30 protein-coding genes are annotated in these 26,823 nt (G+C 66.7%); 6 read left to right on the forward strand and 24 right to left on the reverse strand.

The annotated features are described in order from the left end of the window. Positions 1 to 31: 31 nt before the first annotated feature. From E2F46_RS03775 to E2F46_RS03900, 24 genes are all read right to left on the reverse strand, one after another. The gene (locus tag E2F46_RS03775; protein WP_133320756.1) at positions 32 to 337 is read right to left on the reverse strand and encodes a hypothetical protein; all 306 of its coding nucleotides are present in this window, start codon (positions 335 to 337) and stop codon (positions 32 to 34) included. 101 nt (positions 338 to 438) lie between these two features. Further along, on the reverse strand, positions 439 to 1,548 hold the full coding sequence (locus tag E2F46_RS03780) for a DUF6094 domain-containing protein (RefSeq protein ID WP_133320959.1): 1,110 nt from the start codon (positions 1,546 to 1,548) through the stop codon (positions 439 to 441). A gap of 65 nt (positions 1,549 to 1,613) precedes the next feature. After that, the gene (locus tag E2F46_RS03785) at positions 1,614 to 2,264 is read right to left on the reverse strand and encodes a hypothetical protein (protein WP_058875873.1); all 651 of its coding nucleotides are present in this window, start codon (positions 2,262 to 2,264) and stop codon (positions 1,614 to 1,616) included. A gap of 84 nt (positions 2,265 to 2,348) precedes the next feature. After that, entirely contained in the window at positions 2,349 to 2,714 is a 366-nt protein-coding gene (locus E2F46_RS03790) for a hypothetical protein (protein WP_020308045.1), read from the reverse strand. Between the two features lie 89 nt (positions 2,715 to 2,803). Next, complete coding sequence (locus tag E2F46_RS03795) at positions 2,804 to 3,415, reverse strand: DUF3275 family protein (protein WP_020308044.1); 612 nt, start codon at positions 3,413 to 3,415, stop codon at positions 2,804 to 2,806. A 55-nt stretch (positions 3,416 to 3,470) separates the two neighbouring features. After that, positions 3,471 to 4,151: an STY4534 family ICE replication protein gene (locus E2F46_RS03800; protein WP_425599797.1), complete on the reverse strand. Its 681-nt coding sequence runs from the start codon at positions 4,149 to 4,151 to the stop codon at positions 3,471 to 3,473. Positions 4,152 to 4,366: 215 nt separating this feature from the next. Then, positions 4,367 to 4,732, reverse strand: coding sequence for a DUF3085 domain-containing protein (locus E2F46_RS03805; protein ID WP_034021446.1), 366 nt, complete (start codon positions 4,730 to 4,732; stop codon positions 4,367 to 4,369). A 65-nt stretch (positions 4,733 to 4,797) separates the two neighbouring features. Beyond that, complete coding sequence (locus E2F46_RS03810) at positions 4,798 to 5,595, reverse strand: GTPase (protein WP_133320757.1); 798 nt, start codon at positions 5,593 to 5,595, stop codon at positions 4,798 to 4,800. Positions 5,596 to 5,885: 290 nt separating this feature from the next. Then, the gene (locus E2F46_RS03815; RefSeq protein ID WP_133320758.1) at positions 5,886 to 6,602 is read right to left on the reverse strand and encodes a DUF5983 family protein; all 717 of its coding nucleotides are present in this window, start codon (positions 6,600 to 6,602) and stop codon (positions 5,886 to 5,888) included. Between the two features lie 250 nt (positions 6,603 to 6,852). Further along, positions 6,853 to 7,245 (reverse strand): hypothetical protein, encoded by a 393-nt coding sequence (locus tag E2F46_RS03820; protein WP_003141051.1) that lies wholly within the window; start codon positions 7,243 to 7,245, stop codon positions 6,853 to 6,855. Positions 7,246 to 7,270: 25 nt separating this feature from the next. Beyond that, positions 7,271 to 7,507 carry a hypothetical protein gene (locus E2F46_RS03825; protein WP_133320759.1) on the reverse strand — a complete coding sequence of 79 codons (237 nt, stop codon included), beginning with the start codon at positions 7,505 to 7,507 and terminating at the stop codon, positions 7,271 to 7,273. 778 nt (positions 7,508 to 8,285) lie between these two features. Further along, positions 8,286 to 10,301: a DNA topoisomerase III gene (locus tag E2F46_RS03835; protein WP_133320760.1), complete on the reverse strand. Its 2,016-nt coding sequence runs from the start codon at positions 10,299 to 10,301 to the stop codon at positions 8,286 to 8,288. Between the two features lie 294 nt (positions 10,302 to 10,595). Continuing rightward, complete coding sequence (locus tag E2F46_RS03840; protein ID WP_013721963.1) at positions 10,596 to 10,979, reverse strand: single-stranded DNA-binding protein; 384 nt, start codon at positions 10,977 to 10,979, stop codon at positions 10,596 to 10,598. Beyond that, positions 10,976 to 11,524: a DUF3158 family protein gene (locus tag E2F46_RS03845; RefSeq protein ID WP_133320761.1), complete on the reverse strand. Its 549-nt coding sequence runs from the start codon at positions 11,522 to 11,524 to the stop codon at positions 10,976 to 10,978. The genes E2F46_RS03840 and E2F46_RS03845 overlap by 4 nt, the downstream gene beginning before the upstream one ends. After that, positions 11,521 to 12,309 carry a PFL_4669 family integrating conjugative element protein gene (locus E2F46_RS03850; protein WP_133320762.1) on the reverse strand — a complete coding sequence of 263 codons (789 nt, stop codon included), beginning with the start codon at positions 12,307 to 12,309 and terminating at the stop codon, positions 11,521 to 11,523. Before E2F46_RS03850 ends, E2F46_RS03845 begins: the two co-directional genes overlap by 4 nt. A 188-nt stretch (positions 12,310 to 12,497) precedes the next feature. Continuing rightward, the gene (locus E2F46_RS03855) at positions 12,498 to 13,250 is read right to left on the reverse strand and encodes an OST-HTH/LOTUS domain-containing protein (protein WP_133320763.1); all 753 of its coding nucleotides are present in this window, start codon (positions 13,248 to 13,250) and stop codon (positions 12,498 to 12,500) included. A gap of 235 nt (positions 13,251 to 13,485) precedes the next feature. After that, complete coding sequence (locus E2F46_RS03860; protein ID WP_133320764.1) at positions 13,486 to 14,679, reverse strand: STY4528 family pathogenicity island replication protein; 1,194 nt, start codon at positions 14,677 to 14,679, stop codon at positions 13,486 to 13,488. 2 nt (positions 14,680 to 14,681) lie between these two features. After that, entirely contained in the window at positions 14,682 to 15,242 is a 561-nt protein-coding gene (locus tag E2F46_RS03865; protein WP_023912240.1) for a DUF2857 domain-containing protein, read from the reverse strand. Between the two features lie 17 nt (positions 15,243 to 15,259). Next, the gene (locus tag E2F46_RS03870) at positions 15,260 to 16,918 is read right to left on the reverse strand and encodes a ParB family protein (protein WP_133320765.1); all 1,659 of its coding nucleotides are present in this window, start codon (positions 16,916 to 16,918) and stop codon (positions 15,260 to 15,262) included. Beyond that, entirely contained in the window at positions 16,911 to 17,147 is a 237-nt protein-coding gene (locus tag E2F46_RS03875; protein ID WP_033470625.1) for a hypothetical protein, read from the reverse strand. Before E2F46_RS03875 ends, E2F46_RS03870 begins: the two co-directional genes overlap by 8 nt. After that, on the reverse strand, positions 17,131 to 17,997 hold the full coding sequence (locus E2F46_RS03880; RefSeq protein WP_033470658.1) for a ParA family protein: 867 nt from the start codon (positions 17,995 to 17,997) through the stop codon (positions 17,131 to 17,133). The genes E2F46_RS03875 and E2F46_RS03880 overlap by 17 nt, the downstream gene beginning before the upstream one ends. A 40-nt stretch (positions 17,998 to 18,037) precedes the next feature. Then, the gene (locus E2F46_RS03885) at positions 18,038 to 18,256 is read right to left on the reverse strand and encodes an AlpA family transcriptional regulator (protein ID WP_016446183.1); all 219 of its coding nucleotides are present in this window, start codon (positions 18,254 to 18,256) and stop codon (positions 18,038 to 18,040) included. Positions 18,257 to 18,374: 118 nt separating this feature from the next. After that, a complete protein-coding gene (locus E2F46_RS03890; RefSeq protein WP_080703429.1) occupies positions 18,375 to 19,151 on the reverse strand; it encodes a receptor protein-tyrosine kinase in 777 nt (258 codons plus the stop codon). Between the two features lie 515 nt (positions 19,152 to 19,666). After that, positions 19,667 to 20,578, reverse strand: coding sequence for a LysR family transcriptional regulator (locus E2F46_RS03900; protein WP_033470629.1), 912 nt, complete (start codon positions 20,576 to 20,578; stop codon positions 19,667 to 19,669). 260 nt (positions 20,579 to 20,838) lie between these two features. Between E2F46_RS03900 and E2F46_RS03905 the strand changes: the two genes are divergently transcribed. The 6 genes from E2F46_RS03905 to E2F46_RS03930 all read left to right on the forward strand — a co-directional run bounded on the left by E2F46_RS03905 (position 20,839) and on the right by E2F46_RS03930 (position 26,800). Beyond that, positions 20,839 to 21,246: an ExbD/TolR family protein gene (locus E2F46_RS03905; RefSeq protein ID WP_207949514.1), complete on the forward strand. Its 408-nt coding sequence runs from the start codon at positions 20,839 to 20,841 to the stop codon at positions 21,244 to 21,246. Between the two features lie 60 nt (positions 21,247 to 21,306). Further along, positions 21,307 to 22,221 carry a LysR family transcriptional regulator gene (locus E2F46_RS03910; RefSeq protein WP_080703432.1) on the forward strand — a complete coding sequence of 305 codons (915 nt, stop codon included), beginning with the start codon at positions 21,307 to 21,309 and terminating at the stop codon, positions 22,219 to 22,221. A gap of 306 nt (positions 22,222 to 22,527) precedes the next feature. After that, positions 22,528 to 23,448, forward strand: a complete 921-nt coding sequence (rimK, locus tag E2F46_RS03915; RefSeq protein WP_133320766.1) for a 30S ribosomal protein S6--L-glutamate ligase — start codon at positions 22,528 to 22,530, stop codon at positions 23,446 to 23,448. Positions 23,449 to 23,907: 459 nt separating this feature from the next. After that, on the forward strand, positions 23,908 to 24,591 hold the full coding sequence (locus E2F46_RS03920) for a response regulator transcription factor (protein WP_133320767.1): 684 nt from the start codon (positions 23,908 to 23,910) through the stop codon (positions 24,589 to 24,591). Next, entirely contained in the window at positions 24,578 to 25,942 is a 1,365-nt protein-coding gene (locus E2F46_RS03925) for a sensor histidine kinase (protein WP_133320768.1), read from the forward strand. Before E2F46_RS03920 ends, E2F46_RS03925 begins: the two co-directional genes overlap by 14 nt. A 75-nt stretch (positions 25,943 to 26,017) precedes the next feature. Next, positions 26,018 to 26,800, forward strand: coding sequence for a protein-L-isoaspartate(D-aspartate) O-methyltransferase (locus E2F46_RS03930; protein WP_243720290.1), 783 nt, complete (start codon positions 26,018 to 26,020; stop codon positions 26,798 to 26,800). Positions 26,801 to 26,823: the final 23 nt, after the last annotated feature.

Raw genomic sequence — 26,823 nt, forward strand, 5'->3', positions numbered from 1 at the left:
AAAGAAACGTGTAGGTGCCGCTGGATGCGGATCAGTATTCGCTGGGCAACAGCAGTGTGGTAACGCTGCGATCCCATTCGGTGATGATCCAGAGCTTCAGGTCGCGCGTGACCTGGTAGGACGAGAACAGACGATCCTCGCCGGACTTCAGCGCGGCGTCGTTCTGCCGCCGATCGCTGTCGTCCAGGTCGCCCCAGTCGCCATGAAGATGGCGGCGCAGGTACGGCGTGGGGTTGAGCCGGCCCTGTCGGACCAGCTCGTCGACGCTGGCGGTCATGACCACCTGCCCGGGCGAAAAGCGTGCGTGCGACGCGAGGTTGAGGACTGCGAGTGCCATGGTGGTATCTCCTTCTGCAAGAAGGGGCCACGGCACCTCATCGGGGCAGCGTGACCCCGGTGGGTGGATGAAAGCGACGGCGAACCGTCAGGGAACAGCGATCAGCGGATGGTCAGCACTTCGCCCCACGTGGGCGAGCCCAGCGTCAAATCCCATGCACGAATGACCGGCACGAACTTGTCGGTGAGGATTCGCGTCTCGGCCACGGAGCCGTCGTCGCGCTCGGTGTACTCCGTCTGGAGGGTCTTCTCCTTGTGGGTATCACCTTTGACGACGAGCACGCGCCCGCTCTTGGACGTCACCACGCCGGAGATCGCGCCTGCGGCCAAGGCCAGGGCGAGATGCCAGTGCGACAAGGCCCGCGCGGGCGGACGCAGCGATTGCTGCGCGGCGCCCAGGTGCGTATCGAGCGCCGGCCAGAGTCCTTGCAGCCGGCCGACTTCATCGGCGAACTGCTCGGGCTCCATCGTCACGCGATAGAAGTGCTCCGGCTCGGCCGGGCTGGCAGGGACGGTGTACGGCAGGAACGGCCATTCGAGCGGCAGCTCCTCGGCTTCGGCGTCACCCTGTCCGATCTGCAGCAGCAGACCGCGCACGGCCTTGGCCGATTCCGATGCCTGGTCGCGCTGACGAATCCTGCGACCGAAGATCACCACCTGCTTGAACTGCGTTTCCACCGCACGGTAGATGCGCAGGTCGGCGAAGTGGCGCGTCAGCCATCCGACCAGCTCGGCATCGAGCACGTAGGACGGCACGATGAAGATCAGCACGCCGCCGTACTGCAGCAGCGGCAGCGCGCGCTGATAGAAGAGCTTCTCCAGCCGCGCACGGCCCTGGCCCTGATAGCCGATGTTGCCGTTCACGTCCTTGCTCAGGTCGCCATACGGCGGGTTCAGCCACAGCAGCCCGAAGGACTGGCGCGAGATCAGCGTGTCCATCAGGTCACCTTGGATGCAGCGATCGACCAGTTGCCGTGCGTGGCGGGCGCGCTCGGCGTCGTACTCGACGGCGAAGGCCTGGACCTGCTCGCGCCCGAGGGCGTGAGCGGCTTCGGCGATCGCCACGCCTTCGCCGGCGCAGGGATCGAGGATGGACATGGCGCCGGGAGACGGCGCCAGTGCGGACAAGGCCCGCTCCAGCGTCGGTTCGTCGGTGGGGAAGTAGCCGTTACGGATGAAATTGCGCGCCAGGCGCGGAAACATGAGTGTCATGGATTTCTCCTGGTGATGGATGAGGGAAGGCGGGCACGCGCGGCGCGCATGCCCGTGGGGATGGCTCACGCCACACGCCGAAGCGGTGCGTTCGCGGCCAGTTCGTACTGCGTGGCGCCGAGGGTGCCGTTGCGGATCAGCTCGCCCAACGCCTTCGTCAGCGCCGGGACATCGAGGGCCAGCCGATGGCCTTCCAGCGGCCCGAGGGCCAAGGGAAGACCGGTCAGCATCCGCCGTGTCTGCAACAGCTCCAGCACGGTGTCGCGCCAGTGGTCGAGCAGTGGCAGCGGGCAGGTGTCCTGCACCAGGGTCCACAGCCGGTCGAGCCGGTGAGCGGAATCCCTGGGCAGCAGCGCCAGCGCGCTGGCGTTGGCCTTGTCTGGCTTCACGCAGCGACGATCGAACAGCCACACATTCGTCAGCGAACCGAACAGCGTTCGCCGATAGGCGCGGGTGATGCGCTTTTCCAGGTTCTCGGCGTTGCCGACGAAGACCGGGATGGATGTGCCCTGCTCGGTGATGACGTGGAACTGGTCCAACCCCTGTTCATCCCGGCTGAGGGTCAGGCGGGCGAGGAACTCCTGAACGGCGGTGTCGCGCGCCCAGATCGAGAGAAAGACGAGATTGCCCTGCTCGTCACCGACGCAACCGTCGGCCATGAGGTCGGGGCATTCGTCGATGCGGTACAGCGGTTTCGCGGAAGAAGGTGCAGGCATGGTGATGTCCTCTTGGAAAAGAAGGAGCAACCACAGCCCGCGGGGCCGTGCTCGCCCCGGTTGGGTGAAGGAAGATGCGTGCCGCTAGACAGCGCGCCCCGCGTGGAAGCGGTGAACCCGCTCGCGCCACTCGGAGCTTTGCACCGGCGCCATGTCGAGATAGCGCAGCGGGCACGAGTAGTAGTACGGATGCACGGACTCATCGAGGGACTTGTAGCCCCAATCGCCGCCCGAACTTTCCAGCAGATGGCAGCCGATGTAGCAGACGGACTCACCGGCCGCGAGGCCCATGACGCCCGCCTGCCTGGCGGTGACGCGAACCACGGTCCACAGAACGTCGCCGTCCAGCGTGTGGTCGATGACTTCGCAGCAAGCGCGTTCGGACGCCTGCGGAGCGATCAGCTCGCGGATCAACTGATCGCGCGTCTGACGAACGAAGGTCCAGCCCATGAAGGTCTCCTTGAAGAAATGGCCGGAGCCCTCCCCGTCGGGGGAGAACCCCGGCGGGTGGCGGAATGCCGCGCAAGGCGGCGGATGGATCAGGCAGCTTTGAGGTGCCAGTCCTGGGACAACGGAGCGAACTCGTAGCCCAGCTTGTCGAGACGGTCGCGCTGCTGACGCAGCACACGACGATCCACGGTCGCATCGAGCTTCACGGTCTCGCCCAGGGGCCACAAGGCACCGAACAGCGCCGCGTCGTCTGCCTCGGCCGAGGCCGCAGCGGACACGGTAGCCGGTTCGCTGCCGAACGGCGTGGTATCGACCAGGGGATCGCGCGGACTGCGCGGCTTCGCCTTCGGCTTGGCCGGGGGCGTTGCCGGCACGGGCGCCTGCGCTTCCTCGTCGATCGGATCGACTTCCTGCGGACTCAGCCGGCGGGCTTCGTCGCGGCTCAGGGCGTCGATGTTGGACAGCGTCATCCCGCCCAGATGGGCGCGGATCTCGATGACCATGCGGCCGTTGGCGTTGTACGTGGAGGGGCGAATCTCAACGATGACGAAATCACCGTCGTACTTGCCCTCGCGGTACTGATCGAGTTCGGCGTTCTTCACGACGAACTCGCCGATCGAGGTCGCCAGGCGGCCGACGTTGAAGTCGCCGTTCCTGCCGTGGATGGTCTTGATGGCCAGTTGGCCGGGGATGGTGATCATGAAGGTCTCCTGCTGACGAAGAGAAGACAAGGCCCCGGGGATGGGGCCTTGCGGATCAGAACGACTCGGCAACGGCCAATGCGGGGGCATCGGCTGCGTCGTCGGCAGCATCGGCGACGGGCTCGGAAGGCTCCGGTGCCGAGGCTTGCTGCGCGGCGGGCGCGTCGGACGTCACAGGGACTTCCGGCTCGCGCTCGTCGGTCTCGGTCGGCTTGGGTTCGGCCTTGTAGACGAGCTTGCCGTCGACCTTGATCCAACTGACGAACAGCAGGCGGGCCTTGAGGCTGACCCCCTGCTCGCCGGCACGCTTGCCCTTGGAGTAGGTGAAGGTGTCGGTCCACAGGTCGCCCAGGCGGAAGCCGATCATCACCTTCTTCTCGGCGTCGACCGCCTGAATGCAGCGGCGCACCAGGTGCTGCGCTTCCGATCCCGATACGCGCGTGTCGAAACGCACATACGAGACGTCATCGCTGGGACCGTTCAGGGCTGCGATGTCGCAGGCCAGGAACGCATCGCCTTTCTTGGGCTTCACTTCGCGGATGCGATTGAGGTACCCGAGGCCGGTGATGTGCAGATCGAAGTAGGATTTTTCGTTGGAAGTGGTCATGGTGAATCTCCTGGGAACAATGAGGCGGAGACACACCCGACCCAAGGCGGGGAAGGTGTGGAACCCCCGCGTGGGTTGATGGAACAGCTTGGTGGCATCGCCATCGAGAACCGATGGCCGTTCGCGCATGGATGCCGGTGCGAACTGGGGTGATCAACGCGGTCGGAACCGCGTCGCAGCCTTGAAGATCGTGGCTGCCTGGGCATGTCGCTGACGGACGTCAGCGGAACATGGCCGGAAGCGTGGCGCCGGGATGGCGCGCAGGCGAGCGGCAATCGGCACTCGCGGCTGTCCACATTGCCGGGAAGAAAGAGGCTCCCGGAGCGGGGGCCAGGGATGGGCGGTCAGTTACCGCTGGGCGTGGGAGGAACCGCCTGCAGCGACAGGTGTGTCGTGGTAGCGGACACGTCGAGGTCGTCCTCGCTGCGCAGGATGCGCGCAAACACGCCCTCCTGCGGATCGAAGAACTCGCCAAAGTCATCGCCGCCGAATTCGGCACGCGCCAGTTCCCACCAGTCGTCGAAGCCATCGACATCCGGGTTGCAGCCGGCGGCATAGGCGATGGTCTTCTGGCGACCATCGGGTCGGCGCTCGCCGCGCTCGGCCAGGAAGTACACGCCCTGATCCTTGACCAGGATGACGCGGCATTGATTCGCCACCGCTTCGGCGAGCACGGGCCGCAGCTCCGTGCCTTTGAATCGAACAGTCATGGGTGTGATCTCCAGGGGGCAGGAAAAGAAGCTTCCCGCCGCGAGGGCGGGAAGCTGCTGAGAGGTCAGTGCCGGACAGCCTTGCGACCCGACAGGCACTGCACGCGGATGCGGCGCCAGCTCCCGTCATCGATCAACCGTTCCAGCGTTTCCCCGAGGGTGTCGAAGAACACTTCATCAACCCGTTCGACCAGCTCGCCGGCGCGGTGCAGCTCCACCGCGTAGAGGTCGAGGCCACGCTCATACAGCACGGTGACGCGACCCTGGAACTTCATCGTGGCGACGGTGAAGCCGATGGCCGGTGGCGTGCGGATGATGTCGGCAGGCAGCGGATCGACCCAGGTGATGTCCCGCGCACCGGCATCCACCAACAGGTGGGTGATGCGCCGGAAACCATCGGGAGCGGGCAACTGTTCAAGTTGGTCGACCAACTCCTGCAGCTCCGGGCAGCGCGGCTCGGGAATCGGCAGCTTCGCCGGTGCAGACCCGAGCACGAACCGCTTCACCGTGTAGGGCTGGCCGTCGGCGGTGAACTCGGTCTGCTCCTCGGGCGTGTCCGCCCGCTGACCGTCGAAGCGGCGTCTGACATAGGGTTCGACCTGCACCTTGGCGCCCTCGTCGGGCACTTCGGTCACGAGGGTGCGATCAAGCACCGCGAACTTGGCCCGTGCCGTCTTGACTATGATGGCCTCGTCGGTGGTGGCGATGACCTTGCCCTCGAAAGGCTTCGGGTCGATGTGAAAGCCCAGCGTCGAAACCTTGGGCTGGCCGTCGAAGATGTTGAACTTGAACGAACGGACGTTGGAAGGCACATGACCGACGACGAGCGTCGGCATCTGTGCGCGGATGGCTTGGGTATCCATGGGGAGACTTCTTGTGGCAACCAAGGGACTCCCGCCCTCAAGGGAGGTCGATCCCTTGAGGGTGAGGTGGATGGACGCGGGTGCGCCCGGAGAACGAAGCAACCAGCACGGCGAACCGCGCCGCAGTCTCGAAGGTCTCGACTGCCTGGGCATGCTGCCGGCAACGCCAGCGAACATGCGGCCAGCGTGCGGCACATGGCTGCGGCCGTCCGTTGGGAATCGGCAATGCGCCGGCACCGCGTTCCGCGAAAAAGAAGAGCCCCGACGTGGGGGCTCGAATGGGTTGCGGGTTACTCGTCGTCGTAGAGCGTCAGTCCGTCCAGCACGGGCGCGTCGGCATCGAAGATCAGCAGCCGCACGTCGGCGCGCGCAGCCAGGTGCAACACCTCCACGAGGGACTCCGGCACGCCCTTGGCCCGGTGCTCCTGCCGCAGCTCTTCGGCAGTGATGCCCTCGACATGCTGCAGGTTCGCATCCGTCCAGGGGGTGGCGATCAGCTTCACGCCGACCGCCGGGCTGTAGGGAATGCGGAAGGCGACGAACAGAAAGCCGCTCGGCGTGGCGACGTCCGCCAGTTCGGCGAGGAAGCGGCCGGCCTCCTCGGTGATGTGCGCCGAACTGATTTCCCAGGCACGGCTGTAGAAGCCGGTCTCGAAGCGCAGGCGCCGCACCACCTCGCGCGCGGCTTCCTCGGAGTAGGTATCGCCGACGTGCAGCGGTTGGCCGGCTTCTTCGGCCATGACGGCGTAGACGAGGTTTCGGGCGATGCCGTGGCTGGGACACTGCGCGTCCAGCTCGGGCGGCACGTTCTGGCCTTCCGTGATCAGCGCGAAGTCGTCGCAGAAGACGCAGGCATGGCGCTCGACCTGGCTGTCCAGCAGGTGCGACTGCGAGACGTGCAGCGGCAGATAGCTCAGCGGGCAGTCGTCGTCGTAGGAAATCGCCAACAGCCGCTGCACGGACAGGCCATCGTAGCCTCGGACGAAGGGGTTTTTGGAATGAGACATGGGATTCCTCCAGCAGAGGATGGCCGAGGCAATCCCCTGCCGGGGATTGAACCCCAGCGAGTGGATGAAGTGGCAGCCGGTCAGCCGGCCGCGGCGTCGGGCCGCCCTGGTGGCGGGCGGTGCAGGTCAGTGGAAGATGGTGATTCGGGACATGGCCGCTCCTGCGAAAAGAAGGAGGGACATGGCCCCGAACGGGGACGCATGTCCCTCGTGGGGTGGGATGAATGGACGGTGGGTTGCCAGGCGCGGCTCACCAGCCGTTGTAGTGCAGCGTGAGGTCAGCGATGACCTGGCGCCGTTCCAGATCGAGGCCGCCGAAGTCGGACAGCCCCTCGAAGCCGCAACGCTTGAGCATCGCGCCGCCCTCGCGGGAGTTGTAGAAGCTCACCATCGCGGACAGGAACATGCGTTGACCGCTGCTCAGCACGCCCAGGGCGTCGTTGAGCATCAGCATGTTGGGCCGCAGGTCCCACTTGGTGGTGGCACGCTGCAGACCTTCGCGTGTGCCGTCGCCGAACCACTCGTGGCCGGCGATCTGCGCGCCGCGCTTCCAGGCCTCGAAGAAGGCCTGCGGTGCAGCGTCGAAGTGCGCCTGTTCCAGCGCCATCTGATCGAGCACGTCTTCGGGTAAAGACAGATTCATGAGAGAACTCCTTGAAGGGTGGGAATCAGGGGTGAGCGCGCTGTCTCCAGGCATGGGTATCCAGGGCGCGCTGTGCTGCGAGGTGGTTCGGGAAATACTCGACGGACTCCCGCGATACCGGGCCTTCGTCGTCTTGCGTGCCGATGTAGTGGCCGGCCGCGCTGCGCAGCACCTGTAGCGGCAAACGCTTGCCGGTCCAGGCCAGCGCCAGCGCACCACTGCGCACTGCGGTTGCAGAGGAAGATGCGGAAGGTTCAGACATGCCGTGCTCCTTGGTGGGCCGGGGAGCACGCATCCCGTAGGGGATGGGGTTCCCCTCGGGTAGTTGAGAAAAGTGCATCGTCGCCAGGCCGGCGAGCGTCCGCGGTGGGCGATGCGAAGCGGACTGGATCGGTCAACGCGGCGAACCACGTTGCAGTCTTGAAGACCGAGACTGCCAGGGCATGCCGCTGACGACTGTCAGCAACGCATGGCGTGAGGATGGGCGCGAGGCATGGCTGCCGTCGCAGGGAAAACCGAATCGCGGACGGCCCGCTTTAGGGCAGGCCCGCGTCACGGGACAAGGCAAGGACCAGGGCGCCGAAGGCCACGCGGGCCTTCGGCTGGAGAGGAAGGAGAACCACCTGTGGGCTGCGTCAGCGCAGGCCGTCGTCAAAGCCGTTCGCTGCGTCAGCAATCGCACCCGGCCCGTTTCGTGGCTGGGGCCGGAAACCTCTGGCGTGCATCCACACACAAAGGGAGCCCGTTGTTCCGCCGGCGGGCACCGGCACCGAATACCGTCGACCCCGAAGAGTCTCCTGGCGGCTCGCGAGACGAGGCGCCAGGAGACTCTTCTGAGTGAACGGAAGAACCGCGGATCAAGGGAATCGCGTGGGGCGCCATTCGCGGACCAACTGCCTTCTCGCCCTGTGGCCACACGTGCCAGGCAGGACGCGCACACCGTCGCAGAAGGGATCGCGTGCTGGGGAGGCCCCGCAACGCGCGGGGCGCATGCCTCGCCGCCGGGGGAGCGGCAGGCGCGGCAGACGTGTTTTCAGGCTTCAGGACGCCTTGGGTGACGCGCGCCGCTTGCGCGGCGCCGGGCGTTTGCCCGTCGAAGATTCGACAGGCAGTGTGCCCTTGCAGTCTGGGTAGCGGCTGCACGACCAAAAGATGCCGCTCTTGCCGGTGCGCTGGCGCATCGGCGACGTGCACAACGGGCAGGCCGGCGTCGGCGGCAGCTTGAGGGACAACCTGGTGCCGCGGTGCTGCTGGACCAACTGCGTGATCCAGGCCGACTGCTTCTCGATAAAGGTGTCCAGCGTCATCTGGCCGGCCTCGATCATGTCCAGCGCCTGCTCCCAGATCGCCGTGGTGCCCGGATCGGCAATCGCCACCGGCACCGCATCGATCAGCGTGAAGGCCGCATCCGACGCGCGGATGGCGCGGCCTTTCTTCAGCAGATAGCTACGGCCCAGCAGGCCGTTGATGATGCTGGCGCGCGTGGCTTCGGTGCCGATACCCGTCGTTTCCTTGAGCTTCTGCTTCAGTCGCGGGTCGGTCACCAACTTGGCAACACCCTTCATGGCCTTGATCAGTTCGCCCTGGGTGTAGGGCTTGGGTGGCAAGGTCTTCAGCGCCTTCATCTCAACTTGCTCGACGCCGCACGGCATGCCGCTGGTCAGCGGCGGCAGGATCTGACCGCGCTGCGCCGGCTCATCATCCGACTTCTCCGGACCAGCATTGACCAACGCCAGGCGCCAGCCAGGCACGACCACCTGCTTGCCGGTCGCCTGCAGTGGCTGGCCACCGCTGGTCAACACCGCTGTGGTCCGATCGAACTCATGGTGCGGCAGGAACTGCGCCAGGTAGTGGGACCGGATCAGGCCGTACACCGCCTGTTCCTTCTCCGACATGGCTGAAAGCCGGGTGGGTTCCAGCGTCGGGATGATGCCGTGGTGAGCCGTCACCTTGTCGTCATTCCACGCGCGTGAACGTTGGCTGCGGTCCAGCTTATCGATTAGCGGTCGCAGGCCGGGATCGGTGGCGAGCAAGGCACCGAGGACGGCCGGCACTTCGGCCAGCATGCTTTCGGGCAGGTAGCCCGAGTCGGAGCGTGGATAGGTCGTCGCCTTGTGCGTTTCGTACAGCGCCTGGGCAATGTCCAGCGTCTCCTGCACATCGAGGCCGAGCTGGCGCGAACACACTTCCTGCAAGGTACCCAGGTCGAACGGCAGCGGTGCGGCTTCCCGCACGCGCTCGGTCTCGACCGACACCACCCGCGCCTCGCGGTCGGCGCGGATACGATCGGCTGCGTGCTGCGCCACCGGCTGCTGGAGGCAGCGTCCCGCCGCATCGGAGGTGCTGTCGGGCGGCAGCCAATGGGCGCCGAAGGAGTGGCCCGACTGAGCCAGCAAGACCTCGACCGTCCAGTACGGCACGGATACGAACCTAGCGATCTCGCGGTCGCGGTCGACCACCAGGCGCAGCGTGGGGGTCTGTACCCGACCGACCGACAGCACGCCCGAGTAGCCGGCTTGGCGTCCGAGCACGGTGAACAGCCGACTCAGGTTCATGCCGATCAGCCAGTCGGCACGCGAGCGGGCCAGGGCCGAGTAGTACAACGACAGCGTCTCGGCCGAAGGCTTCAACGCGCCCAGCGCTTTGCGGATCGATGCATCGTTGAGCGCCGACAGCCACAGCCGCTGGATTGGGCCGCGGTAGCTGCACAGGTCGAGGATTTCGCGGGCGATCATTTCGCCTTCGCGATCGGCGTCGGTGGCGATCACCAACTCGCTCGCTTGGGCGACGAGGTGCTTGACCACCTTGAATTGCGCTGCGACCGAAGCCTTGACCTCGACGCGCCAGCGCTCGGGAATGATAGGTAGTTGCTCGATGGACCAGCGCTTGTACTGCTCGCCGTAGCCTTCGGGTGGAACCGCCTCCACCAGATGACCGATGCACCAGGTCACGACGACACCCGCGCCGCTGTAGCAGCCATTACCGCGTTGACTGGCACCCAGCACACGGGCGATGTCCTTGCCCTGGGACGGCTTCTCGCACAGGAACACGCGCATTAAGCCTCCTTGGAAATGTGCGGTTCATCGGATGGGCGTCAGCTTGGCGTGGTCAGGAGATGCCGGCAGCAAGGAAGCCGATTGGCGCAGACACCGCTTTGTGATCGGCAGGCGGTCCATTGCCGCAGCGGTGCGCATAGACCGCAGGAGCTGGCACAGCAAGAGCGTCGTTTCGGGAGGGCGGCTGGAACTCTGTGGACGACCTTGGAGCTATCCCCTGGGGATAGCTCGCTGGTGCATCGCGGGCGTATGACGGTTGCTACAGCCGCCCTCGGGGGAGCGGCGATGGGCGAACTACTGTCCGCCGGCCGGCTTGGCGCTGAGCGCCACCGACTCAATGCGGTACGGCAGGATGCCCACGCGCCGGGCCTCGACCTTGAACGTGACGCGCTCGTTCTCGTCGGCGTCCTCCCATTCGTCGCGCACGGTGCGGCCCTCGACCAGCACCCGCATACCCTTCTGGTACAGCGTCTTCCAGTGATCGGCGTCGCGGTGCCACAGCTCCACCGGCGCCCAGAAGCCGCCGCGATCTTCGTACTCGCCGTCCTTCTTCGGGATCGGGTTGTCGAAATAGACGTTCAGGCGAAGCAGCCGGCGCGGCTCGTCGTTGCCGTTCGGGAATTCGCGGTAGTCCGGCGCAGAACCGATGTTGCCCTCGCCGACGAAGTGCGTGCTCATGGTGACTCCTTGGTGGTGGGTGGAACGGCCGCGGTATGCCCGTGGACACGCCGCAGGTAAGCCGCTTCGGCCTGGGCGGCCTTGCTGGCGCATTCCAGGGCTTGGCGAGCGATGCTGTGGGTCAGGCTGATCTGCATGTTCAGCACGATGCGCTGCAGTTCCATCGCGTACAGCTCGTCGATCAGCGAGGCCGGCGTCGCGGGGTTGGCCAGCAGGGCCTCCCACAACGCCACGCCCATGGAGGAACGGTCGAGGTTGCGCCAGCGCAGGAAGGTCGTCCCTGCGCCAGTGGCCTGCTGGGCCAGTTGCACGTCGAGCAGGCTGAAGGGGTAGGCGCGCGCCTGGGGCAGCACGCGCCGCTGCGCCAGGCCAATCACGTCGTCGCGCAGCGCTGCGCACTGGCTGGCCCAGGTCTCCAGACTCCCCTTACCCTTAAAAGGCTGTAAAAGGCCTTTTAGGTAGCCTGCGTGTTCCAGCCGCTGGAAGTCCGCCTGTTCCAGCGCCACGAAGCGCGTGGAGTGGCTGATGGGGGGCGATGCCGTCATGCGTCAGCACCCTCATTACCCGTCGCTGGATTGGCTGCGCCATCCGTGTGAGCCGGCGCATCGGGCTCGATGGCGGGCGCAGCATGCGGCGTGCCGGGCTTGGTCGTCCGCCGCGCGATCGGTGGCGCGAAGCGCGAGCGGCGCGTGCCTTCCAGCACGTCCTGCGGCAGCTCGCCGAACTTCTCCAACGCCGCTCGCGCCGCGGCGTTCTTCGCCGCGAAGTCGTCGCGCGTCGTGCCCGAGTAGCGGTACTGCTGGGCCAGCGAGAACAGGCTGCGCAGCGCGTGCGCGCCATCATTGAGCCAGCGCTCCAAGGTGCTGCGGTCGATCAGCGCCGTGTGGTGCGCCAGGATGAGTTTGCGCGCCAAGTCGTCGTAGTCGGCCAGCAGGTACACCGCCATGAAGCCGAGCTGGGCGTTCACGAACAGCGGCAGCTTCACCGGCTGCACGTTCATGTTCTCGCCCAGCGACAGCGCCGCTGGCACGTCGGCCAACGCCTGGTCCACCTGTTCGCGCAGGGTCTGCAGACGGGTCTTGGTGTCGGCGAGCTTGTCCTCGATCCGCAACATCCACCAATCCGAGTACGGGTCGTCCTGCTCGGCGCCGCGCTTCATCTTGTTCATCGCACTGATGAAGCCGTTGAGTCCGATGATGCCTGGGCGCCCCTCGGTCGGCGCGCGGCCGTGCCAGATGCGCGAAGCGTGGTGCGTGTGCAGCGTCAGCGACATCGCGCTGCGCAGCGATCCGAGATTCAGTTGCAGTGGTTCTGTGCGTTCGTTGGCCATGGGAGCGACTCGCGGTGAATTGGCGAGTCGCCAGCATCGGCATCGGCCGGAAGGCTGTCAGTCAACAAACCGCAGCCCATGCGCGCCCGGTTTGTTCCGCACGGAAGGCTGTGTGTGCCGGCTATCCCCTGGGGATAGCTCGGCGGATGTGTTCGCGGCTCGCGCGGAGGTGAGACCGCGTTGCGGGGCTATGCTTCGCGAGGTCTGTACCAGGCGGCCCGTTGCCCCTCCACCTCACGGTAGCGAAGCTCGAACAGGCGGCACTCGTGCACCACCTGCCGCCAACTGCTGCAGCCGTACTTGGCTGGAAGCTGCTCGGGATGCTGGTCCGCGATCCAGCGGCCAGCGGCGGCAATGGGTGTCCAGCCCTCGACGGCCAACTGCGCGGCGGCCTCGCGCAGCGCACGAACGATGCCGGCGGCCGACCAGTCCACCGTGCCGTCCGGCGCGATGCCATTGACCACCAGGTCGTGGAACACGTCCGACTGGACGAATTCCGCTGCCAGGCGCCGCGCCTGATCCATGTGCTCGGCCCAGCCGCGCAGCTGCTCGAAGTGTTGATCGACGCGCGTGTAGGCGGAACCGAGTTCGTCCTGTGCAGCGCGACACCCGTCCACGGTCCATAGATCGTGCTGGTCGATGAAGTGGTGCACCAGTGTGTTGCGCAGCGATACCAGGTCTTTGAGGTCGGCCTGGGTCTTGGCGTAGTCCTGCGCAGACAGGCTCAGTTGCACGCGCGTGCGAAAGGAAACCACGTCGCCGGGAAGATCGTCGTCGCGTTCCTCGCTACCATTTCCATCGGTGACGACATACGAACCAAACAGTTGTCCGACCAACGTGCCCAGGGTCTTGGTCGCGGCATCTTCGATCCGCGCTGCGCGAATGGTCTCCAGCGAATGCGCTGGGCCTGAAATCTCGTGGTGCGCCACGATGGCTTTCATGAGGCGCTCGTATTGTTGAAGGCGCAACAGGCATCTGCCCAGCAAGCGCTGAACGTCTCGCTGTAGTGGTTGCAGTGCGTTTGTGGCGGGGGAAGTCGTCATATCCATCGTCGGCCGGGCTCGTGCGTGGCTGTCCTAGTCTGATTCACAGGCGACAGTTTCGCCTGTCATTCGGCGGACAATCGAGCGCGGCGGAAAGATGTCTGTTCCAGCTATCCCCTGGGGATAGTCAACATCAGCGATCACGCAAGGCTTCTCGGAGCTGTGCCAGGTAGGCACGTGCCACCTCGGGGTCAGCCGCACGGGATGCCGGCGGTGACGATGGCGCAGGTGGCGGGGGCGCTGGCGGTGCCGATGCACTTTCTCCGGCCCAGGCCTTGAACTCCCCGCGGATCGCCTTCTGGATGATGCCAAACAGGTAGCCGGCCGGGTTGCGTACCGCGCTGTTGTGGCAGCGTGCCGCCCACTCGTCGAGAACGGCCTGCCTCTGCGCCTCGTCCACCTGCTGCAGCGCCACCAGCGCGCCGGCCTGCTGCTCGTCCTTCAAGCGCAGGAAACGCTCGGGCAGCCGCAGGTTCTGCAAGGCCCTCGCGCGCGGTACTGTACGTACTTTATTTATACGATCATTACGTACTGTACGGTCCTCCTTCGGAATCCGAAGAGAGCCGTCCGGCGCGGGTTTCGGCCCTGCTTCGGATTCCGAAGACGGGCGCGCAGCATTCCGAAGAAGGGCTTCCTGGCCTTCTTCGGATTCGTGGTCGGCACCCTCCTGTGGATAACCTGGCGTCGTCCAGCCATGCCGCGCCATGCGCTGCGCCAGCACCTGCAAGCGGGTCGGCAGCGTGCGGCCGCTGAGCAGCGGGTCTTCGGCAATCTCCTTGAGCGTGTGCATGCCCACGATCTGGACCGCCTTGGCGGAATGGGTCAGCGCCTGACTGACCAGGCCGAGGTAGTCGGCATCGAGCTGCATCGCCTCGAAGGGCGACAGCGGTTCGTCGTGCAGCACGTAGAGGTTGCCTTGAATGCGGCCGGTCTTCGGGTCGCGCCGTCGTCGCACCAGGCTCAGCCAGCGCGTCAGCCGCAACAGCGTCAGGGCGCGCGCCACGGTCTCGTGCGAGGCTTGTGCCGCGCAGGGCATCGAGGCCAGGTAGGGGCGCAATTGGTCGTAGGTGGGAAAGGCGGTCACGCCGTCGTCGTTGAGCTGCAGACGGAACACCTGCCAGGCGTTGCGCTCCAGCGGCGTCAGGCGTCGGTCGAGGAACAGTCGGCGTGGCACGCTCTCATGGCGGTTGCCGCTGTAGAGGAAACCGTCCTGGTTCGGCGCCGTGCCCTGCGCCGGTTCCTTCGACTCAAGGTGCCGCAGCGCCTCGTCGAACAACGCCGACAGCGCAACAGGGCCTTCGCGCCGTGGTGCGCCGCCCGTGGTCATGGCTACACCAGCCCCTGGTCGATCCAGTTGCGTATCGCCGCCCACACCACCGACATCGGCAGGCTCAGCGCCTCGGCCAGGTCCATGGTCAGCGCCAGCATCGCCATGTCATCGGTCAGGGCGATATGGCGCTCGGTGACGCCGGCCTTCCAGCGCTCCCACAAGGTCACGTCCTGCGCCTCATCGAGCACCGGATGCCGGCCCTTGCGCTTGGGTAGCCCGAGGATGTCGCGGCGCAGCGCCACTTCCTGATGCGTGAGGCCGTAGAACTTGCTGACCATCTCCGTGCTCGCCCCCAGGCGCAGCATGCGGTCCACCGTGGCGATCTCCCGCTCCACGTCGTGCACCTGGCTCAGCAGCCGCTTCAACACCTCCCGGTTCACCGACACCGAACACCACGACACCGTGGCATTCACCAGCATGCTCACGAGTTCGGGGTGCTTCAGCGCATCCAACTCCTCCTCGCCGAAGCCCATGGCCTTGCAGCGGCGCAACTGGCCGTTGCGCAGGTCATGCAGGGCCTGGGCGATCACGGCCTGGTTGAGTGGGTGCGGTGCCGACATGCGGGAGCCTCCTGCGCTCAGGAATCCTGGCTCGCTACGCCGGCTTCCAGATCCAGCAGCCGGCGCGCCAGGCGCAGCAGACGGAACAGCTTCACCAGCGCAGCATCGCTCAGGCGTGTGGCCGAGCCGCCGTGGCCATGCAGCAGCGCCGCCAGCTCGTCGGCCAGCCGCGCGCGGTCCAATCCGTTCGCGGAGGGCGGAGCCGCACTCAGCACATGCAGCAGGGTCAGCACCGCCCGCGCGAACGCCGGCAGCGCCTTCGCCTGGCCCACGGCCGGCGCCACGCAGACGAAGCCGATGCCGCCGTCGCTGGCCTCGATGTGATCGGCTACCGCTGCGTCCCCGGCGATCTCGCGCGCGAATTGCGCGATGTGCACGCGCAGGCGATCCGGCGCGTCCAGCCCCGGCTCGATGTACCAGACGTCCGAGATGGGATAGAGCCCGCCCGCCTGCACGGGGATCGCACGCAGCGCGTCGGCCTCGAAGTCGGGCAGCTTGTCGCCGAGCTGGTCCGCGACCATCCGCTGGATGGACTGCAGGCGCTCGGTGGTCGGTGCCGGTGTCACGATGTGCCCTTGCAGGCGCTCGTCGCGTTGCCCGTGCTGGTCCTCCGGCGCTTCGGGCGATGCAGGCGGTGTCGCTGCTGGCGCCGAAGGCGCGACCGGCGTGGTGTCGCGCGGCACAGACGAGGCGGGTGGCGGCTGAGGCGCGGAGACCGGCGGGGGAGGACCAGCAGGCACGACAGGCGCTGCCGGGGGCGTCGGCGCCGCCGGTTCGCTGGTCAGCGCACGCTGGCGGCTTTCGCTGTCGTTGATCTCCAGCGCCAGCGTGTCGTAGTCCGCCTCCAGCAGCTCGGCCATCTGGCCCACGAGCTCGTCCTGCACCCGCTGTGGCGAGAAGTCGTCCGGCTGTGTGTCGAACTGCGTCAGCACGTCCTGAAACAAGGTGGCGAAGTCCACGGCCACGGTGCGGCCCAGCGCACGCCGCTCCCAGATGCGCTCGCACGCCTTGCGCAGCACGGCGAGCCGGTCCACCTGATGTCGGCCCAATCCGCCGTACAACAGCGTCGGGATCGCCGGCAGCAGATAGCGCACCGCATCGTTCATGCGGCTGATGTGTGACTGCGGCACCGGATAGCCGTCGGCAGTCAGCCGCCGCGCGAGTTCGCTCTGCGACAGCGCCTGGCCGCTTTCCTGCTCGTAGAACTCGCGCGCCTTCTCGATGCCCAAGGCCCGCTCGATGAAGGTCAGCCCGCCGCGCAGCTCGTTCTCGGCCAGATGTCCGGTCAGCGCCACGATTTCGCCGCGGGCCGGCCACGGGCGGAACAGGCACGCAATGCGGAAGAAGCGTTCCTCCTTGGTCTCGCTCCACAACTCGCGCAGGATCGCCAGCCGCGTATTGCCGCCGTTGCGAATGATGTAGTGCGCCTCGCCCGGCCTGCGCGTGATCGCGGGGGGCGCGTCGAGCCCGCGTTCGCGGATGGACGCCTTGATCTCCGCATAGGCCGGGTTGCGCGTCACGCGCGGGTCGTGGTCGTAGGGCCGCAACTGGTCCAGCGTCACCGCCATCGGCGTGTCGGCGATGGGGTCGCTCAAGGTCGCGGCCGAAGGGCCGCTGCGCTCGAAACCGGTGGCCAGCAGCTTGGCAGCCATGTCCTGCGGCGTCAGCTCAGCCACGGCCGTTCTCCTGCGCCTGCCGGTCGGCGCGGCGAAGTTGCGCGCGGGCATTGCGGTCGGCACGGTGGTCGCTCGCAGTCGAGCTGGTGTAGATCGACGCGTAGCCTTGTTTCGTGAACTTCAGGTGCCCGCCGGACGTGCGCACCACGCGCCAGCCTTCGCCCAGCGCGAACTCGATCAGCGCGCGCAGCCGTTCACGGCCGCGCGCCAGTTCATGCGCGCTCGCCATGGCCGGCCCCTCCCGCATCGGCCCGGCCGGTGACCAGCGCGAAGCGCTCCCGCCACGCGGGGAACAGCTCGCCAGCCAGCGTGCGCATGGTGTCCAGCGCCGCGGGCGCCGTGCGCCCAGCCGGCCGCCGGTACTCCACCCGATGCACCGGCAATCCTCGTGTCGCAGCGCGCGGATAGGCTTCGATGGCCGGCACGTCGGTGTCCAGCACCTGCACGCCGGCCTGTTCCTGGAACACCTGTCGCAGCGCCTGCTGGACCAGCCGCGCGTTCGACGACACCGGATGCACACGGTTGATGAGCAGGCGCAGCGGCGGCGGCTCGATGCCCAGGTGCCGATACGGCGCGATGTCCTCGATCAGTTGCAGCGTGCCGCGCCGCAGCTCGCGCGCCGCGAGGATTTCCGGCGTCACCGGCGACAGCGCCAGGTCGGACGCCAGCACCGCCATCTCCAGCAGCACGCTGCGCGCGCCCTGCGTGTCGATCAACAGCAAGTCATAGTGCGTGCGGAAGACGGGAAGCAAATGGCGCAGTCGCAGGCGCCCATCCGGTGCGTGCAGCAGCAGCGTGTTCAGTTCGCCGCGGTCGTCGTTGGAGAGCACCAGGTCCAGGCCCGCGATCGCGGTGCGCGACACCAGTTGCTCGATGCTCCGCTCGTTGAAGGCCAGCATCTCGTAGATGCCGCCGGGCGCGCGCACGTCCAGCATGAAGTAGCTCGACAGCGTGGGCTGCACGTCCAGGTCCAGCAGCAGCACTCGCAGCCCGGCATCGGCGATGAAGCCGCCCAGGTTGGCCGCCGTCGTGGTCTTGCCCACGCCGCCCTTGGTCGAAATGATGGACACCACCTGCATGAGCTTCTCCTCGTCGAATGGCATGAACCGAGAAGAAGCGTCAGGCGCGTTCTTTGAGGCGATCGGCGATCCACTGTTCGATCTCCACCGAGTCCCAGCCCACCGCGCGCACGCCCAGACGTAGCGCCTTGGGGAACTTGCCTTCCTTCATCAGGCTGTAGATGTGCGCGCGCTTGAAGCCGGTCTTGGCTTCGACCTCGGCGCGGCGCAGGATGCGGTGCTCGGTCGGTGCCGCCGTGGCGGTGGTCTGCGAAGACATGAGGGTCACTCCTTAACGCTCAGTGGCGCTGATTGGCGTGACTCGCATTAAGAACGCCGCGCTGAGGAAAGACACCGCAAATGCGGCGTCCGCGACCGCAGATACGGTCTGGCATCGCTCAGGAAGTCGTGCTCTGCAGATTGCGCCGAGCCAGTGCGAACTTGGCCTGCAGGGTGCGCTCGGTGATGCCCATCGCGTTGCCGTGGTGCGCCACCATCGCGCTGATGATGGCTTCCTGCGTCAGGAAGCTGGAATACGGCATGCCGCTGGGAGACTTGCCCAGCAGTAGCGTCAGTAACCCGCCAACGATGTTCAGGTAGGTCGATTCGCTGCGCGGCCCAGGTGTGTTCGCACGCTCCGCGTCGGCTGTGTAGTCGGCGTGCGTCTTCAGCAGCGCCTCGTGCTCGGCGCGCAGCGTCTCGTGCACGCCCAAGTGTTCCGCCAGCCGCGCCTTGATCGCTTCCCGCTCGGCCAGCAATGCGCCCACTGTGTCCAGGCTGATCGCCGGGTGAAGTGCACGCTCGATCTCATCGAACAGAAACGCCGGTTTCTCGCCGGGGTAGTAGTGCGCCATCCAGGATTTCAGGTCGACGTGCCGCACCGTCAGCGACAGGTCGTCCATCGTCAGGCCCTGCGTGTCCCGCACCAAACCCTCCTTGCCATACGGCATCTCGCCGTGAGCCAGCGCATCGAAGATTCTTTCGGTGTTCAACCGCAGCATCGGCCAGCGCGGAAACTCCGTTGCCTCCGGTAGAGGCCGCTGTCCCAAGGTCGCCAGAATGCGCCGCTCGAAGCGCAGCAATCCGCTCCAGCGGATTGCCGCCTCGATCGGGCGGTAGTAGGTCTTGGCGCCATCGGCCAGGCTGCTCGACTTCGGCATATCGCGCGCCTCCATTCGTCATCGCACCGAGTCCACGCACACGCACCCGCCGTACATGCGACGTGCGTGGCTGTCCAGGAATCTCCGGGCGAAACGAGCAAGTGGCGAAGCGGCGAAGACCGTGGCATCGACGATGCCGCCGGTTTCGTTGCGAGATGTGCGTCTTGCCGCGCAGGGCGCCATCACTCACAATTCGCAAGCCGCGAAACATGCTGTCACCAGCGTCATTCGCGGGCACCATGCCTGACCCGGATAACCAGGCCAAAGTCTTTGCAGGGGAAAAGACCCAGTAAAGCGCGATCAGCTCAACACGCCAGAGCCGATGCGCATACGGCAAGCGCTGTTGCGCCGCGCGTCTTCGCTGTGACGCGATGCGATGGGCATGCAAGTCTCATCGCAGGATGCCAACCGCAAGCGCGAGCAGCCTGAGTGCAGCACGCCCGTGCACCGCGTCAATGGAACCCCGCTATGACAAAACAGGTCTGGCACCTTGACCAAAATGGCATCGCCCCAACCCGCCTGAAGCAGCCTCATGCGAGCCGTTGCGTATCCAACGGCATATGGCCGACACGCTGCGCACGGTCGATGAAGTGGCGCAGTGGCTCCGACATCGCGCCCTCGGGATGTAGCAGGTAGGTCGTCAACGCCGCCGAGTCCTCGTCCAGCGGCCGGACGATCACGTCCGCCTGCCGGCATGCCACCGCGTGCGCCGCGGTGGAAAATCCCACGCCATAGCCGGCCGCCACCAGGGCTAGCATCAACGAGTGGGTCGTCACGTACTCGGCCACGACCGGCGGTGTCTCCACCAGGCGCAGCAGGCGCTCGCATTGCCGGCTGCACTCCTGACAAACCTGCGGGTGACACAGCACCAGCGGGTAGCCCACCACCTCGTCCAGCGGTACCCGCTTGTGCGCCAGCAAGGGGTGCCGCGCCGGTATGGCCACCACCAGTGGATCTTGCCACACCGGCCTGGCGACCACCCCGGCCTCCATCTCGCCGGCCATCGCAAAGGCCGCGTCGTACAGGTCGTTGCCCAGGCCGCCCACCACCTGCGACAGCGGCGCCTCGAACAGCCGGATGCCCACTTCCGGCGCCTCCTCCCGGCACAGCGCGAGCAGCGCCGACAGCCGGGTCCGCCCGACGCCGCCGGCCAGGGCGATGCGCAGGGTGCCCCGGTGTCCCACCGCCACCGCCCGCGTCTTGGTCTGGGCTTGCTCAAGGGTCAGCAGCACGCGCCGGGCCTCCTCCAGAAACACCTGCCCGGCCGGGGTCAGGCGCACGCCGCGCTGCGTGCGCTCCAGCAGCGCCACGCCCAGGTCGGCCTCCAGTTGGCGGATCGTGCGCGACAGGGGCGACTGCTCCACATGCAGCCGCCGCGCCGCCCGGCCAAAGTGCAACTCTTCGGCCACGGCTATGAAACAGCGAAGATGGCGTAAGTTCATGTACTTCCCCCCAGAAAGTGGAGTCCATTCCTCTGGCCGCAGGGAACCGCATGAGTGCTTCCCGGTGGCGATGCCGGTCACAGAGGCTTCCAGTTGCCGCCATCCGACCTTCAGTCGCCGGCGAGGCGGCGAGGCGGCGAGTGTCCAGGCAAGGCCGGGTTATTCCATCGGTGTTGCCATATCACACAAAACCACGGACAATCAATAATAATTCTCATTAGCATCCGTGTCTGAATGGAGTAAAGCCGATCAAGCCCGACGTGGCGAACCTGTCCGTCACCACCCACGGCAGCGTGTTCTGGAACGACGATCGCATGGGCGACGAGCAGCTCGCGCAGCGGCTGCAGGCCTCCGCGCCGCGTCACCCGCAGCCCGAGGACTTCATCCGCGGCGACCGCCTGGTGGGCCTACCAGCGCGTCGCCCAGGTGTTGGCGGCTGCGCAGAAGTCCGGGGGTTGAAACTGAGCTTCGTGACCGACCAGGGCAGCAACCGGGGTGAGCCGAAAGACACCCTCATGAAACTGCATCGGCACGCTCGCCCTGACGCCGGCGTGACGTCGTCGGCTGCACCGATCGCGGACTCCAGCACACGTGAGCGCCTGCGCGCCGTGCCCGGCGCACCAAGCGGGCATGAGGCTTTGACGCGATGCCATCGAAGGAGGTGCTGACGGGATGCGGATGGAGATGCTGGCGCCCGATAGGCCGAACCAGAAGAAGACAAACGGGAGGTGGCCTTGGATTTCAGATTGCTGCGTTACTTCGTCGCAGTTGCGGAAGAACTGCATCTGGCCCGTGCAGCCGAGCGTCTGGGCATCGAGCAGTCGCCTGTGTCGCGTGCGATGCGCGACCTGGAAAGCCAGCTTGGCGTGCAGTTGTTCGACCGCAGCACACGCCTGACGCGGCTGACCTGGGCCGGCCAGGTGTTCCTCGGCGAATGCCGGCGCGTGATGGCCACCGTGGAGCAGGCAGTCAAGAGCGCCAAGGCGGCGGCACAGGGCTACCAGGGCCATCTGCGCATCGCCATCTGCGACAGCCTGGCGCAGCCCCACATCGCCACCTTGCTGGCACGCAGCCGCGAGGATGAGCCCGAGCTGGAGATTCGCGTCTTCGAGCTGCCGTTCGCGCAGCAGCTCAAGATGCTGCACAACGATCTGCTGGACATCGGCTTTGCGTTGTCAAACGCGGTGCATGCTGGCCTCGTCGCTGAGCCGGTGTGGACCGATCCACTGTCGGTGATCGTGCCCGCACGCCACCCCTTGCTGGCACACATGCAGGTGCCGCTGGCCGAAGCCTTGAAGTTCCCGCTGGTTCTGTGCCATCCCGAATCGGGATCGGGCTGCCGCCATCAGATTCAAGCGATGCTGCAGGACGCGGGCACGCCGCTCAAGCTGGTCGATGAAGTGACCAGCCTCGGCGTGATGCTGACCCTGGTCGGCGCCGGCTACGGCATCGGCTTCGCCATCGCCTCGCAAGTGCAGACCCTACAGCGCCCGGACATCTCCATTCGTCCCCTGGCCGGCACCCCACCGATGCTCTCTACCTACCTGCTGCGCCGCCAGGGCGAACCCTCGGAGCCCATGAAGCGGTTCATCGAGCGGGTGAAAGACGAGGCCGCGCCGATCGATGATGAGCCGGTCCTTTGAGGACGCAGCTCGCCTGTCCGTTGCGACCTGTGGCGTGGTGTGCCAGTAGACAGATAGACTTCGGAATGAAATCCGATGCTCTGGCTGTTGGTGGATGTGCTTGGCTCGCTTTGGATCACCCGCAACGGCCTGCGTTGACCAGGCCGAAGACTTGAGTCCACAATCGAGTCCATTCCGTGACGCTTGGATCGGAAAAGACGTTCGTAATAAACGAGTTAGCGAACGGGTGCTGTTCCCATCACCCGCTCCACGTTCGGACGGCGGCATCACCGCGAGGTGGTGCCGCCGTTTTTCGATGGTGCCCCGATGAAGCTCGCCATCCTGTCCCGCAACAGCAAGCTGTACTCCACGCGTCGCCTGGTCGAGGCGGCGCGCAAGGCCGGGCACAGCGTGCGGGTGCTGGACCCGCTGCGCTGCTACATGCGCATCGGCGAGGATGGCTTCGCGATGCACTACAAGGGCCGCGCGATAGACGGTTATGGCGCGGTGATCCCGCGCATCGGCGCGTCGATCACGCGCTACGGCTGTGCGGTGCTGCGCCAGTTCGAGCTGATGGGCACGCACACGCCCAACCCGTCGGATGCCATCGCCCGTGCCCGCGACAAGCTGCGCAGCCACCAGATCCTCGCCGCGCGCGGCATCGGCCTGCCGCTGACGGTGTTCGGCGACAACCCGGACGACACCCAGGACCTGCTGTCGCTGCTGGGCCCGGCGCCGCACGTGATCAAGCTCAACGAAGGCGCGCAGGGCGCCGGCGTGATCCTGACCGAGAAGCCTTCGGCCTCGCGCGGCGTGGTGGAGGCGCTACGCGGGCTGTATGCCAATTTCCTGGTGCAGGAGTTCGTGGCCGAGGCCGAGGGCGCCGACCTGCGTTGTTTCGTCGTCGGCGACGAGGTAGTGGCCGCCATCCGCCGCGACGCAGCCCCGGGTGAGTTCCGCTCCAACCTGCACCGGGGCGGCACCGCGACGGCGGAGACGCCTTCCGCGGACGAACGCGCCATCGCGATCCGGGCCGCCGAGGCGCTGGGCCTCGCGGTGGCGGGCGTCGACCTGATCCGCGCCCGCCGCGGCCCGCTGGTGCTGGAGGTGAATGCCTCGCCGGGGTTGGAGGGGATCGAGGACGCGACCGGGATCGATATCGCCGGCCGGATCGTGGACCACGTGGCGGCCAGGGCCACCACGCCACGCCCGAAACGCGCCCCCCGCAAGGCAGGACGCACGGTTTAATCGAAAGTTAACCCGCCGCTTAACGACGCTTTAATCGACTAGGGACTACCTTGGCCCTACCGGAAAGGCGTGCGTCCTCCTGTTCCATCTCCAGGGTTCCCTCTTCAAGGTTTCATCGTCAGATCGCGGTAAATCGGGGCAACACCCTTCGGGCCCGGCGACGGCATCGCCAGGGCCCTTTTTGTGGCTCGCCGTCCATGGCGGCCACCCTTCGGGCCAGCGCTGCGCGCTGTCAAAAACCGCTCCCGACGGCTTTTTGTGGCTGGCGGTCCCTGGTGGCCACCTTCCTGGCCGGCGTTGCGCGCCGCCAAAAGTCGCTCCAGGCGATTTTTTGTGGGCGCATCGCGGGGCGGTACGGGTGTACACGCCGCCCTCGCCGCGTCGTGTGACAGAATCCAGTGCCGCGCCGGAACGCAACGCGCTCCGTGCGGTCGAACCTTGCCCAGCCTCGAGCCCGCCATGCGCATCCTCGTCATCGAAGACAACCAGGACATCGCCGCCAACCTCGGCGACTACCTTGAAGACCGCGGCCACACCGTCGATTTCGCCGCCGACGGCGTGACCGGCCTGCACCTCGCGGTGGTGCACGAGTTCGATGCCATCGTGCTCGACCTCAACCTGCCCGGCATGGACGGCCTGGAAGTCTGCCGCAAGCTGCGCAACGACGCGCGCAAGCAGACCCCGGTGCTGATGCTCACCGCGCGCGACAGCCTGGACAACAAGCTGGCCGGCTTCGATTCGGGCGCCGACGACTACCTGATCAAGCCGTTCGCGCTGCAGGAAGTGGAAGTGCGCCTCAACGCGCTGTCGCGCCGCGGCAAGGGCGTGCAGACCCGCGTGCTGGACGTGGGCGACCTGGAATACAACCTCGACACGCTGGAAGTGCGCCGCGAGGGCAAGCTGCTGCAGCTCAACCCGACGGCGTTGAAGATCCTGCAGGCGTTGATGGAAGCATCGCCCGCGGTGGTGACGCGGCAGGACCTGGAAACCCGCGTCTGGGGTGAGGAGCTGCCGGATTCGGACTCGCTGCGCGTGCATATCCACGGCCTGAGGGCGGTGATCGACAAGCCGTTCCCAACGCCGTATATCCAGACCCGGCACGGCATCGGCTACCGGATCGCCGCGCCCGATGGCGGCAACTGACCCGGGCACAGTGCCCCCGCGCGGTAGTGCCGGGCGTCGTTACCGGCGCCGTCTGCGCAGCCGCATCATCCTGTCTTTCGTGCTGCTCGGCCTCGGGCTGACGGCGCTGTTCGCCTTCCTCACGCAGGAGGCGCGCAACCGTGTCGAGAACGCGCTGGTCGAAGACGTGATGAATCGCAACATCGACGAGTACGCGCGCCGCTATTACGTCGATCCCAGTCGCAATCCCGATCTGCCGGTCCAGCAGATGTTCGCACGCGTGGTGAAGCAGGATCGCTTCGAGTCCCTGCGGATCGAGGAGCCGGATTGGTACGACTTGCCCAACGGCAACCACAACCTGAGTGGTGTAGACGATAACGGTGAACCGTTCACCTACAAGCTCGCAGTGCGCAAGACGCCGGAAGAATGGTTCTTTCTCGCCTACGACCTGACCCAAGCGAAACAGGGCGAGGAACAGTTCCGCCGAGCCATCTATGGCTCGGTGTTCTTGTTCACTGTGCTGTCGCTGCTGCTTGGCTGGTGGTCCGCATCGCGCGTCATGAGTCCCGTGTCGGAACTGGCCAGCCGGCTGGGGCGGTCCGGCGACAGCACCTCCCCGGCGCCGCTCGCCCCGCATTTCCCCGACGACGAGGTCGGCGAACTGGCCAAGGCGCTGGACGATTACGCTGCGCGGCTCACCGAGGTGGTGCAGCGCGATCGCGAGTTCAACGCCGACGTGAGCCATGAGCTGCGCACGCCACTGGCGGTGATCCGCGGGGCAGTGGAGCTGCTGCTGTCGCGCCCGGAACTGGACGACAAGACCCGCGCGCGCCTGTTGCGCATCCAGCGCGCCGAGCAGCAGTGCACCGACCTGATCAGCGCCTTGCTGCTGCTGTCGCGCAACGAGCGCGGCCACGGCAACACCGACGTGGCCAGGGTGGCCGAGCAGTTGCTGGACGCGCATCGCGTGCAGATCGGTGCCAAGCCGCTGCAGCTGCAGCTGGAGGGCGGTACCGGGCAGGTGGTGGTCGATGCACCAGAGGCGGCGGTCAACGTGGCGCTGGGGAATCTGATCGGCAACGCGGTCAAGTACACGCAGCAGGGCGCGGTGGTGGTGCGGCTGCTGGACAACGCGGTGGAAGTGATCGACTCCGGCCCAGGCCTGAGCGCGGAGGACGCGGCGAAGCTGTTCGAGCGCGGCTATCGTGGCTCGCACGCAGAACACACCCAGGGCGGCGGCATCGGCCTGTCGATCGTACGCCGCCTGTGCGCGCTCTATGGCTGGAGCGTGCGCGTGGTGCCGGGCGACACGCAGGGCGTCGTCGCCACGCTGACGTTCCGGCCCAACGGCGACCACGACTTCGACGGATGAGCGGCGCCGTGCGTTAACCCTGCCGTGACCTCCCGCGTGGGATGCTCGACATTCGCCACACGGAGCAGTCGAACGATGAATGCGCCGCGAGCTTGTCGCCCCGGCTTCCGCCTGCGATGGCGGGCCGCGTTGCTGGGCGTGCTTTGCATGCCGATGGCGACCATTGCCGAAGGGCCATCCTCCGAGATTGCCGAACCACGCGCAGCGGTCGGCCTGGAGGCACGTGAGGCCATGGTGCGTGAGCAGCTCGCGACCAGGGGCATCGACGATCCGCGCGTCGTGCAGGCGATGCGCACCGTGCAGCGGCACCGGCTGGTGCCACTGCACCTGGCTGCCGAAGCCTACGACGACCGCCCGCTGCCGATCGGCCACGGCCAGACCATCTCGCAGCCGTACATCGTCGCCTTGATGACGCAACTGGCCGGGTTGGGAAGCGACGACCGTGTGCTGGAGGTCGGCACTGGCTCCGGCTACCAGGCCGCGGTCCTCGCCGAACTGGCGCGCGAGGTGTACACCATCGAGATCGTCGCGCCACTGGCCGAACGGGCGGCGCGCGACCTGCGTGCGCTGGGCTACGACAACATCGAGGTCAGGGCCGGCGATGGCTACGCCGGCTGGCCGGAGCATGCGCCATTCGATGTCATCGTGGTCACGGCCGCGCCGGAGCGCATCCCCGAGCCGCTGCTGGAGCAGTTGAAGCCGGGTGGAAGGCTGGTCATCCCGGTCGGACCGATGCACGCGGCACAGGAACTGCGCGTGGTCGAGAAGCGCGAGGACGGCAGCGTGGTTGAGCGCAGCGTCATTCCGGTGCGCTTCGTGCCGTTGACAGGTGATGCGGCGGAGCGGGACCGTCGGTAAGAGGTAGGGCGGGCCCTGGCCCG

It is taken from the genome of Luteimonas aestuarii (assembly GCF_004357985.1).
GTDB lineage: Bacteria > Pseudomonadota > Gammaproteobacteria > Xanthomonadales > Xanthomonadaceae > Luteimonas > Luteimonas aestuarii.